Annotated in this window: 14 protein-coding genes and 2 tRNA genes; 12 read left to right on the forward strand and 4 right to left on the reverse strand. The window is 47.9% G+C overall.

Annotation, left to right across the window (positions count from 1 at the left end):
- Positions 1–174: 174 nt before the first annotated feature.
- The 4 genes from G3M70_00335 to G3M70_00350 all read left to right on the forward strand — a co-directional run bounded on the left by G3M70_00335 (position 175) and on the right by G3M70_00350 (position 2,668).
- Positions 175–765: a histidine phosphatase family protein gene (locus G3M70_00335; GenBank protein ID QPJ63655.1), complete on the forward strand. Its 591-nt coding sequence runs from the start codon at positions 175–177 to the stop codon at positions 763–765.
- Positions 766–773: 8 nt separating this feature from the next.
- Positions 774–1,568: an ATP-binding cassette domain-containing protein gene (locus G3M70_00340; GenBank protein ID QPJ60418.1), complete on the forward strand. Its 795-nt coding sequence runs from the start codon at positions 774–776 to the stop codon at positions 1,566–1,568.
- Positions 1,569–1,724: 156 nt separating this feature from the next.
- Positions 1,725–2,294, forward strand: a complete 570-nt coding sequence (locus G3M70_00345; protein ID QPJ60419.1) for a tetratricopeptide repeat protein — start codon at positions 1,725–1,727, stop codon at positions 2,292–2,294.
- A gap of 101 nt (positions 2,295–2,395) precedes the next feature.
- Positions 2,396–2,668 (forward strand): hypothetical protein, encoded by a 273-nt coding sequence (locus G3M70_00350; GenBank protein QPJ60420.1) that lies wholly within the window; start codon positions 2,396–2,398, stop codon positions 2,666–2,668.
- Between the two features lie 44 nt (positions 2,669–2,712).
- On the opposite strand, the gene G3M70_00355 is transcribed toward G3M70_00350, so the two are convergent.
- Positions 2,713–4,029, reverse strand: a complete 1,317-nt coding sequence (locus G3M70_00355) for a M18 family aminopeptidase (GenBank protein ID QPJ60421.1) — start codon at positions 4,027–4,029, stop codon at positions 2,713–2,715.
- A 269-nt stretch (positions 4,030–4,298) separates the two neighbouring features.
- On the opposite strand from G3M70_00355, the gene G3M70_00360 reads away from it, so the two are divergent.
- Entirely contained in the window at positions 4,299–4,598 is a 300-nt protein-coding gene (locus tag G3M70_00360) for a hypothetical protein (protein QPJ60422.1), read from the forward strand.
- Between the two features lie 50 nt (positions 4,599–4,648).
- Here G3M70_00360 and G3M70_00365 read toward each other — a convergent pair whose 3' ends face one another.
- Positions 4,649–5,044, reverse strand: coding sequence for a biopolymer transporter ExbD (locus G3M70_00365; protein QPJ60423.1), 396 nt, complete (start codon positions 5,042–5,044; stop codon positions 4,649–4,651).
- 21 nt (positions 5,045–5,065) lie between these two features.
- Positions 5,066–5,851, reverse strand: a complete 786-nt coding sequence (locus G3M70_00370; GenBank protein QPJ60424.1) for a MotA/TolQ/ExbB proton channel family protein — start codon at positions 5,849–5,851, stop codon at positions 5,066–5,068.
- 172 nt (positions 5,852–6,023) lie between these two features.
- Here G3M70_00370 and G3M70_00375 point away from each other — a divergent pair, with 172 nt between their 5' ends.
- From G3M70_00375 to G3M70_00395, 5 genes are all read left to right on the forward strand, one after another.
- Positions 6,024–6,782 carry an outer membrane protein assembly factor BamD gene (locus G3M70_00375; protein QPJ60425.1) on the forward strand — a complete coding sequence of 253 codons (759 nt, stop codon included), beginning with the start codon at positions 6,024–6,026 and terminating at the stop codon, positions 6,780–6,782.
- Between the two features lie 25 nt (positions 6,783–6,807).
- Positions 6,808–7,707, forward strand: a complete 900-nt coding sequence (locus G3M70_00380; protein ID QPJ60426.1) for an RNA polymerase sigma factor RpoD/SigA — start codon at positions 6,808–6,810, stop codon at positions 7,705–7,707.
- Positions 7,708–7,728: 21 nt separating this feature from the next.
- Positions 7,729–8,319, forward strand: coding sequence for a glycerol-3-phosphate 1-O-acyltransferase PlsY (gene plsY / locus G3M70_00385; protein ID QPJ60427.1), 591 nt, complete (start codon positions 7,729–7,731; stop codon positions 8,317–8,319).
- A gap of 111 nt (positions 8,320–8,430) precedes the next feature.
- A tRNA-Gly gene (locus G3M70_00390) sits at positions 8,431–8,502 on the forward strand.
- A 38-nt stretch (positions 8,503–8,540) separates the two neighbouring features.
- Positions 8,541–8,615: transfer RNA gene (locus G3M70_00395), tRNA-Cys, on the forward strand.
- 11 nt (positions 8,616–8,626) lie between these two features.
- Here G3M70_00395 and ftsY read toward each other — a convergent pair.
- Positions 8,627–9,595, reverse strand: a complete 969-nt coding sequence (gene ftsY, locus G3M70_00400) for a signal recognition particle-docking protein FtsY (protein QPJ60428.1) — start codon at positions 9,593–9,595, stop codon at positions 8,627–8,629.
- Positions 9,596–10,250: 655 nt separating this feature from the next.
- Here ftsY and G3M70_00405 point away from each other — a divergent pair.
- Both G3M70_00405 and G3M70_00410 read left to right on the forward strand, forming a co-directional pair.
- The gene (locus G3M70_00405; GenBank protein QPJ60429.1) at positions 10,251–10,862 is read left to right on the forward strand and encodes a hypothetical protein; all 612 of its coding nucleotides are present in this window, start codon (positions 10,251–10,253) and stop codon (positions 10,860–10,862) included.
- Entirely contained in the window at positions 10,859–12,607 is a 1,749-nt protein-coding gene (locus tag G3M70_00410; protein QPJ60430.1) for a radical SAM protein, read from the forward strand. The genes G3M70_00405 and G3M70_00410 overlap by 4 nt, the downstream gene beginning before the upstream one ends.

Raw genomic sequence — 12,607 nt, forward strand, 5'->3', positions numbered from 1 at the left:
CCCCTGTTAGCTGGTGAACAGGTTCCTGGCAATAAGGGTGTGAACCGTATACTTAAGAAGATGGCAGAATCTTTCTGCCATCTTTTTTTTTGGTTTTAACCTCACCGAACTATCGTGTCCTATATTCCTGACCCAAATACACAAGCAGACCCATCTCTATGCACCTTGTACCTGATGAGGCATGGAGAGGTTGCCAACGCACACAACATCTGCCTCAATGGACATTTCGATGTTGATCTCTCGGACCGGGGTCGTGCCCAGTCGCAGGTGTTGGCAAACCAGTTTTCCGCGTTTCCTGTTAATGCGGTTTACTCCAGTGATCTCAAGCGCACAAGCGAAGGGGCTGACCTGATATCCAACCCGCATGACCTGACACCTTCCTACTGTCCGGAGCTTAGAGAGCTCTCATTTGGTAAATGGGAAGGGATGTCAGTCAAGGAATTGAATGAAAAACACCCCGGTATGCTTGAACAACGGTTTCAAAACCCGGATACATTTCAGGCCGACGGCGGTGAATCTTTTCTGGACCTGTCCAACCGTGTCCTGCCCCGCTTTCATGAAATTGCCCAGAAACATCTGGGAGAAACTATCGCCATTGTGGCCCACGGTGGGGTCAATCGTGTGGTGCTTTGCGACCTGCTTGGGTTTCCGCTGAAAAACCTGTTCCGGATCAGCCAGGAATACGCAGCTGTCAATCGTATCCTGTATCGACCCGATTCCCCGCTGGTCGATTTTGTCAACGGTACCGCCCAGCAACTCGCCTGATCCCGGCCATGCCCCGTTTTCTAATCCAAATCGAAAATGCTACCGTTGTTCTAAAAAACCACACCGCACTGAAAAACGTTTCCTGGACCCACCGCCCCAAGGAAAACTGGGTTCTGTTTGGAAATAACGGCTCCGGCAAAACCACACTGTTGAAACTGATTTTTGGAGAACTGCTACCGCTGGAAGGAGGCCGCGTTTCCTGGTTTGGTTCCCACGTCTGGCGTGGCCTGGCTGAAATCAGGGAACGTATTGGATTTGTTTCAGCTGAATTCCAGCAAAACTACGACCAAAATCCCACGGCTCTGGAGGTAGTGATCACAGGTTTTTTTTCAACCATTGGTTTGTGGGAAAAGGAAACTTCACAGCAAACCCGGTCTGCAAAGGAAATGATGAGGTTCCTTGGTATTGCGGCTCTAGCACGTAAACATTTTTATTCCCTTTCCTACGGTGAGCAGCGGAGAGTTTTGCTTGCCAGGGCCCTGGTGGCCAAACCGGAACTACTGGTGCTGGATGAACCCTGTGCAGGTCTTGATATCCCTACCCGGGAAGGATTCCTGGCAGCTCTTGAAATGCTATCCCAAACAGGAACCCGCCTGATTTATGTCACACACCACGTTGAGGAAATTCTTCCTTCCATAACCCATGTTCTCTATCTGAAAAAAGGGGAAGTCTTTAGCCAGGGGAAAAAAAAGGACATGTTAACTGACAAAAATATCTCCAGAGCGCTTGGGTGTTCGATCAAACTGACCCGGCACGAGAACCGTTATTGGGTATCTGGTTGTCAATACAAGGGATTCATCTAATAACTGACGCCAATACATCAAAAGTTCTTTGTCTTTCTTCCCGATAAAAGCCAGTCAATAGACTTAAACCTTTGGCTCTCATTTAGGTGCTTGCGGGCCCGGATTGGATTGGGTTAAAATTTTTATGAACACCACAACGGCTCTGAAGGGGATAACATGAAACGTTTGATCTATATTTTATCTCTGCTCTTCGTTTTAGCGTGTGTCTCCCCTGGACATGCGGATGAGGCACTCGACTGGTATCTCAAGGGAAACACACTGAGCCGTGAGGGGAATTATGATGCGGCTGTCGACGCTTACCTGAAAGCCATTCGAATCAACCCGGACGCCACAGGCCCTTTTTACAATATGGGTATCGCCTATAAGCGACTTGGGCAATTCCCCCAGGCGGCAGGAGCATTTGAGGCAGCACATCGACTTGAACCGGACAACCTGAATATCCGGTTCAGCCTGGGAAACATCTACAATCTAATGGAGAGGTGGGAGGAAGCCATCGGCCACCTCAATTACGTCGTTCACCGCGACCCGGAAAACGCCGAAGCCCATGGCAATCTGGGTTGGGCTTTCCTGAATTTCGACAAAGGCCCGCCGTTCAAGATGCTCGTCATTGCAAATCTGGAAAAAGCTGTCAGCCTTTTTGAGGCACAGGGTTTAAAACAACCGGCCTTGGCCACCCAGGAGACCCTGGAGCAGGCGCGGAAAAAATTTGGCTACAAAAAAGAATAATCGGAAAAATAGAAAATATTGACTTATTTAAGATCACCGTATAAATTTCGTTTAGCATTTGAACGATTTTTAATGACACACTCAGTAAAAAAGGCATCACCATGACCGTAGACGTGACATTGGAAACAACACGCAACAGCGACTCCGTGATTTTCAAACTGGACCGGGAACTGCTGCCACCGGGAACCGGAGACACTTACCCGAATCCTGATATTGCCCAGGAAAACCCTCTTGCCTCAGCTCTTTTTAAAATCAAAGGGGTTGCCAGCGTGTGGATTATCGGGAATGAAGTTCAAGTCTCCAAAGATGAACGTGTGAGCTGGAGCCGTATCAGTTCACGCATCATCGAAACCATCAAGCGTACTTTAGGCTGAACCTTCAGTATATTTTTTCCGCTTAACTGGATTTTTCCAAAAGTTTAAAACTCCCCTTTAAAAAACTCCTTGAACACCCTGATCAGCGCTGGGTGATCTTTTGTCCCTGCCATCTCCCGGATGGAATGCATGGACAACATGGGGTTGCCAATATCCACAGTTCTGATGCCAAGGTTGGCTGCCGTGATTGGCCCAATCGTACTGCCGCAACGGAGATCTGATCGCATAGCGAATTGCTGAACAGGTATTTCCGCTTTCTGGCACAGCGTCGAAAAACGGGCACCGGTTTCCCCGTCAGTGGCATAGCGCTGTCCGGCGTTTGTCTTGATCACCGGTCCCGAATTTATTGCAGGCCAATGCCTTGAATCGTGCATGTCCGCATAATTGGGATGGACCGCATGGGCCATGTCCGCCGAAATAAAAAAGGACTGGGCTACGGCTCTCATGTAAGCCTGGCGAGGATCTTCCGTTCCCAGGGTCAACCGTTCCAGTGTATCGCTTAAAAACGGCGAGGCGCCTCCCTGCGCCGTCTCGCTTCCAACCTCTTCATTGTCATAAAAAGCCAGAACGCGAGTGGCTGCCGTCTTCTTTGGAGCCTCGATCAACGCCAGAGTCGCCGCATGGCAGGAAGCAAGATTGTCCAGTCGCGGAGCAAAAATAAATTCATCATTGGGACCCCCAATAGCTGAGGGTTGGATATCATGCAACATCAGATCGACACCTAAAATCTCGGCTGATTTAACTTTGGCTTCTCTGGCAATAAGTTCGCGGAAATCCTGCTCCAGTTTATTTCCTGCTCCCGTCAAGCCAAACACAGGAGGTAAATGTTGCTGGGCATTCAGCAACAAACCTTTCTCATTGACGTTACGATTGAGGTGAATGGCCAGTTGCGGTATGCGCAACAAAGGACTGTCTATTTTGATCAACCTCGATTCGGTTCCCCTGGTTTTCGATTTTATAACCAGCCTTCCTGAGAGCCCCAGATCCCGGTCTGTCCAGGTTCCCAGCAACGCACCCCCATATACCTCCACACCCAATTGAGTGTAACCGGCATTATCATAAACAGGGTTGGGCTTTAGCCGCAGGTTAGGACTATCGGTATGTGCCCCGACTATACAAAACCCGTTTTCTTCTACCGGCTTGGTTCCAACCGCAAATGCTATAAGGGAAGATTCATTTCGAGTCAGGAAGTAGCATCCGCCTTTTTTCAGGTTCCATGAATCTTCCTCCCAAATTCGTTCAAAGCCGGCTTCACCAAGCAAGTTTCCAAGTTCATTCACCGCATGAAAGGGAGTCGGGCTTCGGTCAATAAATTTCAAAAGTTGGTCAGTTTTTTTTAATTCAATTTTTGTAAGTTTCATTCAAAACTTCCCATTTGAGGTCAGAAATAACAGTTCAGATCAGAGGTAACTCAGGAAAAATTTCCAACAAGGCCCTTTCATTAATCAGGCAAAAATTGCGCCGAAAATCTCGACAAGGATCGCGTAGCCAGCTGATATTATAAGGACTTACAAGCAATCAACTCAACCACCACCTGTTTTCAGCCCGCTTTTCCCAAATAAATGCTTGCCCCGGTTCCATCGTGTCCCTCAAAATAGACTCGTAAAAACTCTTCTCTAAGGAGGGCTCTGTGGGAGTTGTAATCAAAGCAGATTTCAATTTAAAACTTTCACCCAAACTGCAAAAGTTTAACCCGGACAACCCTGACAAGGAATATCACACAGAAATTTTCTGCGAGCTTTACCCCAAGTTTCCTCAGTTCAAGGCGCATGTGGCGGCATTTGTCGAACGAAACTATTGCACGATGATCAACGACGAAGACCATCCAACTCCGCATCACGTCCTGGCTTTTCTAAAACCCCACGAAATCAGTTGGCTGAATAACTGGATTGTGACACGAGGAAAACCGCAGGCCCGAATATTATCCTGACCTGCCAGACCTCCAAAAAAGTAATCTGAAATTATTTTTTGAAAGATTGCTTATTTAGTAGCAACCCCGATATCCACAACCTTCGCATTCTGAAGTATCCCCATCACCTCCACTATGTTTCCGAAATCCAGGTTTTTGTCGGCCCGGATCAGGACATTCAGTTTTTCGGGACGTGGGAGATCCGTCACCCTTTTTTCCAGTTCGGAAATGGTGACCAGTTTTCCATCGAGAAAAATCTGCTTATTGACTGTCATCTCGATTTCCATCTTGCTGGGTTGCTTATCTTCGGATGAGGACTTGGATGTGGGCAAGGCAATTTCCATGCGGCGGGGAAAATCGACAAACGCGGTGGACACCATGAAAAAAATGAGCAACAAAAACACCACGTCGATCAACGGGGTGAGTTCCAACGCAAAACTATCCTCTTCTTCTCTTTTAAAATGCATAATGGGTGACTCGTTAAGTACCTAAGGAACGCGGGATTTACTACCCCGGCCTTCGACATCCTTTTGTTGTTCCAGTTTTCTATTACGGACCATCTCGTAATTCAACTCTTCAACCAATTGCACTGATATCTCTTCCATTTCAAAAACGAAGCTGTCAATCCGTCCTCGAAAATAATGGTACAAGGCCAGGGCAGGAATGCCCACCAGCATACCGGCAGCGGTTGTGATCAGAGCTTCAGAAATACCACTGGCAACAAGCCCGGGGTTTCCGGTCCCGCTTTGTGATATAACGTTGAAAGCCTTGATCATGCCGAACACCGTACCGAGCAACCCGAGCATGGGGGTGATATTCGCCACTGCACCCAGTAATCTCAGGTTAGAGGTCAGGAGCGAGGCTTCGTGTTGGCCAGCACCTTCAATCGCCCGTTCAATTTCATCAACCTTGCCACCAAACCTTAATAACCCCGCTTTGAGAATTCGAGCCAGAGCATTGTCGTAAGTCTTGCATAGCTGCAAGCCCAACTGAATATCCTTCCAGTTCCAGTGGGTACGAACTTTCCTAAGGAAATCGGGATTGATAATATTTTTACGACGAAGGCTGTAGGCACGCTCGATCCCGATCCCAACAACAAAAATCGAGCACAAGGTGATGGGGTACATCATCCATCCACCTTTTTGGAAAATAGAAATCAGGCTCCAGTTTGTTGTGACGACCGGAGCTTTTTGTTGAGCCAGGGCGGATGAGGCTGTTGCGAGGAAGGTGAGAACCAGGGCGGGAATTGAAACCCGGAAAATCCGGTTGGTCATTTATTTCCTTTCGTGAGCACTTTTTTCAGGTCGCCAATATTTGCAGCGACATAGCAAAGGTCTCATGAGTTGTTATTTTTAAACTTAAACAAGAGCAGGACCCAGCAGTACAAATCACTGGCTAAACCATGGTAAACTAATTTCAGCTTAATTCCAAACGTCCCCACTAGAGATGATTCTACAACACAAAAACACCGCAATATGGCTGGGATTTTTCCTGATTTTCTGGGCCGCAGGATCTGGATGCACCAGCACAGAACGAAAATTCATTCCACCGCAGAAATTGCTTAAGAAGGCAAAAAATGAAATCAGGCATAACAACTTTGAAGATGCCCAGAATAGCCTGACCCAGTTAATGGAGGATTCTCCCGACAGTAAGGAGCGGATCATCTCCCAACTGTTGCTGGCGGAAGTTCATTATAGACAAGAGCAATGGCAGGAGGCAAAGTTTAATTTAAATAGATTTGTTGAACTTTACCCGGCACACAAACTGGCTCCCCGGGCTCAATACCTCAAGGCTATGGCCGAATTCAGGCAAATAGATATTTCACTTAGAGACCAGAGCTTTACCCATGCAGCAAAATCCGAGTTTGAAAAACTGGTGCAAATCTACCCGAAATCGCCTTATTCTAAAAAAGGACAGAAAAGAATTCAGGAATGTATCGACAACCTGGCACAGAATGAGCTGGAGGTCGGGCGATTTTATTTCAGGACCAATGCCTACCAGTCAGCAATTCTCCGGTTCAAAACTATTCTGGAGGAGTTTCCTGAGCAACGGTTCCTGGATGAAGTGATTTTTTTACTGGGAGAGTCGTATTACGAAGAGGAAAGTTATCAGGAAGCCAAAACCTATTATAAAAAGCTGTTAAAGGAACACCCCCGAAGCGAATTTCGGCAAGATGCGCGGGCTCGTTTACGACAGCTAAGATAAACTGACAGTGGGGCGAAAAACCCAAATGGCTGACAAAAAGAAATCAAAATCGAAGGTGTCCCGCACCTCAAAAAAGTCCAAAAAAGCTGAGGCCAATTCATCCTCAGGCGACACCCTTAACCAATACCTTTCAGATATCAGTCAGCTCAAACCCTTGTCGCGTGAAGAAGAAGCCAACCTGGCCATTCAGATTCGTGAGGGCAATACCCAATCCATGCAGGAGCTGGTGAAGCGTAATTTGAAATATGTGGTTACTGTTGCCAACCGCTACCGGGGTTGCGGGGTCCCAATGCAGGACCTGATTGAAGAAGGCAATATTGGACTCATTCAAGCTGCCAAGCGGTTTGATGAAAGTCACCACGTCAAGTTCATCACCTATGCTGTCTGGTGGATTCGGCAGGCCATCCTTCATTTCCTGGCAGAACAATCTGGCACGGTGAAACTCCCCGTCAAACAAGCCGGTAAACTTTATAAAATAGAACGTAAATTCACAAGTATGGCGCAGGATCTGGAACGCGAACCCACGTCTGCAGAAGTCGCAAAGGATATGGGTCTCAGTGTCGAGGAAATTGAAAACATCATGCGTGCCTACCGCACCCACCTTTCGCTCGACACTCCACTAAAAAAAGATGAAGTGACCGAATACATTGACCTTCTCGAAAACCCGGAGTTTATTCCCTACGATGACCAGATGATGCGGGAATCCCTGTCTGCCAAGGTGAACTCGCTTTTGAAACACCTCAATGAGCGGGAAGAAAAAATCCTCCGCCTCCGCTTTGGTTTTAATGGGGATGCCAAAACACTGGAGGAAATTGGAAAAGAGCTCGGATTGTCCCGGGAGCGGGTCCGTCAGATTGAAAAGCGGGCCAAAGCCCGGCTGCGTAGCCGCAGCGACGAAGAACATATGGAAGACCACCTGGTCTGATTTCAAACCACCATTCTCACCATGAACCTGCTTATCATTCTGTGCCTCACCGCCTACCTGCTCGGATCGATTCCCTTTGGCGTCATCTTCGCGCGCCTCAACAAGGTCGATTTGCGCAAGCACGGAAGTGGCAATATTGGAGCGACCAACGTTGCGCGAACTCTTGGTAAAAAACTCGGAGTGCTCACGCTTGTTGGCGATGCATTGAAAGGTGTCGCAGCCGTGGCACTTGCCGATGCCCTCCAAACCAATCCGGTTCACATAGCCATTGCCGGGTTGCTCGCTTTTCTAGGCCACCTGTTCCCGGTTTTCCTCAAATTCAGGGGTGGCAAGGGTGTGGCCACGGGCCTGGGTATTTTTCTCTACCTGATGCCGATCCCCACGTTGGCATCAATGGCTGTATTTGGGGTCAGCCTCTGGATGTGGAATTTTGTTTCTCTTAGTTCAATAGTGGCAGCGGCCACTATTCCACTTCTGGCTTTCTTTTTTTCTATGGAACAGGCCTATGCAGCCCTGGCGAGTGTTGTGGCGGTTCTCGTCATCATCCGGCATCATGCCAACATTTCACGGCTGATGAAGGGGACCGAAAACAGGTTTCCGTCCAAAAGCTGAACAAAAACCCATCTGCATCTTTGCAGCTTCAGCTTTGTTAAAATTAGGGTTTGACAATCGGGGTCGGGACCCTATAATTGTACGCGATCAAAGGAAGTTACAAAGCAATATGCGGGAGTAACTCAGTGGTAGAGTGCAACCTTGCCAAGGTTGAGGTCGAGGGTTCAAATCCCTTCTCCCGCTCCTTCCTTTCCCTCATTTCCCCCTAAAACATACCCAGCGGCGCCGTGGCCAAGTGGCTAAGGCAGAGGTCTGCAAAACCTTTATCGGCGGTTCGAATCCGCCCGGCGCCTCCATTTTTTCTGGATTAGTTTTCGCTATCGCGGCTCAGGAGTGCATCAACAAATTCTGAGGCGTTGAAGGGTTGCAAATCGTCCGCACCCTCCCCTACTCCAATGAATTTTACCGGCAGCCCCATCGTGTCGGTGATGTTGAGCAACACCCCGCCTTTGGAAGTTCCGTCTAGTTTGGTCATGATAAGGCCATCCACTCCCAGTGCTTCATGGAACAGTTTGGCCTGGGAAATACTGTTCTGACCTATACCGGCATCCAGCACCAGCCAGGTGGCGTGTGGTGCCCCTTCATGAACCTTGCCAATCACGCGCTTGATCTTTTTTAACTCTTCCATGAGGTTGGCGTTGGTCTGTAAACGCCCGGCGGTGTCCACCAATACCCGGTCCATCTTTCGGGACACTGCCGCTTGCACGGCATCAAAGGCAACAGCGGAAGGATCTGCACCGTGAGGTTGGCTGATAATGGATACTCCAGTCCGGTCTGCCCAGGTTTTTAACTGATCAATGGCCGCTGCCCGGAAAGTATCTCCCGCAGCCAGCAATACCTTATGACCACCATCATTCCAATGAGAGGCCAATTTCCCTATGGTGGTTGTTTTGCCAGACCCATTGATGCCAATGACCAGGATCACGTAGGGCGCATGCTCTGAGTAATCTGTCTCTTTTCCCGGTCCTTCCAGAATTTCGACCATCATGGCTTTGAGACGCGCCATGACTTCGTCAGATTCCCGGATCCGGTTTTCCGACACCTCGGATTCAAGTGCCTCAATAATTTTACTGGTGGTGCCCAGCCCCGCATCGGATACCAACAACGCCTCTTCAATCTCCTGTAGCAGTTCGGGGCCGACTTTGGCTCGACCCTGCACCAGGTTCTCAAGACTCCCACTGATATTTTTTCGGGTCTTGACAAGGCCTTTTTTCAAACGCGAGAAAAACCCGCCTTTTGATTCTTCCTGTGTACTTTCAGATTCCATAACACCCATCACAAATCATTAGCTTCTGTTGGCAAAAGCGTAGTCTAAATTAAAGGGAACAAAGAAGGAAGGATATACACATTTGTTTTACACGTTTTCGTAACAATATACAGTTCAAAATCAGGCTAAGGACAGAAAACTCTCAGGTTTCCGAAAACACAACGGGTTTGCTGGTACAGTTCCCCTTACCAGGCAGAAAAGGAACCCCGTTTTTAAATTCATTTTTCCGAATTGGTTCACCTAAGCTAATACTCAAACAATTCCTGTCCCCAAAATCCCACAACACCAATCCGCTTCCCCAAGGCCAAAAACTCCTGACCGCACCATTTACGGAGATACTATTCAAGGAATTTAAATTCATAATCTAAAAAAACATCCTTAACGACATAACTATTTATTTTTTAAATAGTTAATTGGTTTTCTCCGAAAATTTCAACAGTTGAGGAAAGTTCAGGTTCTGTTAAAAAGCCCGGTAGTATCAAATGAATTGTAACCAGAGAGTCAGAATCTACACAGTTTTAATTTCCTGAATCTACCCATGCCGCAAACAGAAGAGGGATGGGAGTCGATTCTCAAGTTTTCTTTGATATTTTCCGATACGAGGCTTAGAATCCCTTTTGAAGTAAAGGGTTAATGGTCACCTTTCACCCTGATGATTTACTGCATGGAAACCAAAACACGGGATACTCCAGACTTATCAAACCCCGTTCGAAATTCAAAACTTCGCCCCAAAAAAATACTGATCATCCAGTCGGCATCCCGTGTTTTCAAGAAAACTCTCGAGTCCCTTCGAAATGAATTTCCGGAGGCAACTTTCACAATCCTGACCGCGCATCCAGACGAGATGAAAGATAGTCTGGTTGGGAGTGCGGATTACCAGATTCTGCCCCTTCCTGAGGGCAAACACATATCTATTTTTTCTTACGGGATCGGAAAACGAAAATATTTGCATGAACAAAATTTTGACCTTGCAGCCGTTTTGTACAATATCGAAAAAGGCTGGGGTTACGCCAATGTCGAATCCCTGGCCTGGTCCACCGGTGCGAAAGAAATACGAGGCTATTTTCCGGCCGGGACATTTAAACACCTGACTTTAAGTCAGATTTTTAAAAACAGGTTGCGGGAACAAACAGCGATAGGATGGGTTGCCCTCAACATTCTGACCGCCTTTATTCAATTAGTCATTGTCGGCTTTTCCATGGCAGGAGAAGCTGGTTATCGACGCATTTTTGCAAAAAGGTCTTCCAGCACCAAACCAAAAGGTTCCTCTGAATGAACATCGTCGTAGCAAATTCCGTCGGGGTAGACCAAAACGGATACCATTTGGTACACGTTCCTTCGCGCTGGTCGCTCGGTGTCAAAAATCATACTAATTGTGGGTACTACCCCTGGGAACTGGCCTACACTTCCAGCCTGCTGAAGCGGGAAACGAATCACAACGTAAAATTCCTGGACGGTATTCTAAATGGCTGGGATTTTGAAACTTACTTCACCCATCTGGAAAAGGAACAGCCAGACTGGCTGATCATGGAAAGCTCTTCGCGCACCTGGGGTGAGGATAAACGGCTTGCACAGGCAGCTCAAAAAGAGTTTGGCACCCGGGTGATTTTCACAGGTCAACACCCGATGGCGCGTCCCGAGGAAGTCTCCCAGGTAGCAGAACATGTCTGCCTCGGTGAATACGAATTTACTGTGCTCGATATAATTAGTGGCAAAGAGGCCGCAGGTCTTCCCGGGGTTTATCCGAATGAACGAGCCGGTCTGATTGATGTGAACGCTCTGCCTTTCCCTGAAGACAATGACGTCAGCCGGATGGATTACCACGAACCCAATTGTATTTATCGGCAAATTCAAATGTATGGCTCGCGTGGATGCCCCAGGCGTTGCAATTTTTGCGCAGCGGCTACCCTGTATTACGATGAACTCAACTGGCGCCCGCGAGATGTCCACGATGTCGTCAAAGAAATCGGCACCCTTCATTCAAAATATCCTGAGATGGAAGGGGTCTTCTTTGATGAAGAAGCGCACAACATCCGGCCCAGCTACAATATCGCACTGGCCCAGGCTATCAGAGCTGAAGGGCTGGGCCACCTCAAATACGAAGCTATGTGCGAATACGCATCGCTGGACCCGGAGGCTATGCGTGAAATGAAACAGGCCGGGTATTATAAAATCCGATTTGGTATTGAAACCGGCAGCGATGCTGTAGCCGGATCCATGACTCTAGGAAAAAAACACGACCTCGAAAAAATGTGGCGCATGCTGAGAGTGGGAAAAGATCTCGGACTTATGTTTTACGGTACCATCAGTGTCGGGGGTCTCGGTTCCAGTGAGGAGGAAGACCGTAAAACCGTTGACCTGGTTTATGACCTCACCAGCCTCGGGCTTTTGGACGAAGTTCAGGTTTCAATCAACACCCCTCAGCCAGGGACGGATTTCTACGAAAGCGTGAAGGCTAAAGGGTGGTTGAAACAGATCGAAAGTTACGACGATTTTGATGGCAATGGCCAGGTTTGTGTGAACTACCCCCACTACCCTGCGGAAAAAATCCAGGCATCTTTTCAAGCTGCCCTGCAGGCATTCGACAGGGGAAAAGAAAAAGCCCGCAGCGCATCTTTAAAATCAGAACTTGAAAAATCTCTAAACCCAATCAAACCTGGAAGTCGTGTCCTGACTTTACGAAGCGTTCGGACATGGATGATTTCTATCCTTCTGGACACGTTACAAAACAAGGCTGGCCAGGCAACCGATCTGCTGGGGCAGAACGTTATCCTCGATCATTTCAATGAACACCCTGCGGTACGTAAAACTTTCTCCTATGGAGATGGTTTTTTCTCCCCAGAACAATTTCCACCTGAACTCGAATCCAGAATCAGGCAGGCCGCTTACGACTGGGTCATTGTACCGATGGCCAACCACCATATGGAGGGTTACGCCAATGCCCTTGGTGTAGCTCGTAAACTAGGCGCTTCCCATCTTCTGGGAGTGTTTGCAGATGGTTCATCAAAAGAATTAGCCTGA

Origin of the sequence: Candidatus Nitronauta litoralis (assembly GCA_015698285.1) — a bacterium.
GTDB lineage: Bacteria > Nitrospinota > Nitrospinia > Nitrospinales > Nitrospinaceae > Nitronauta > Nitronauta litoralis.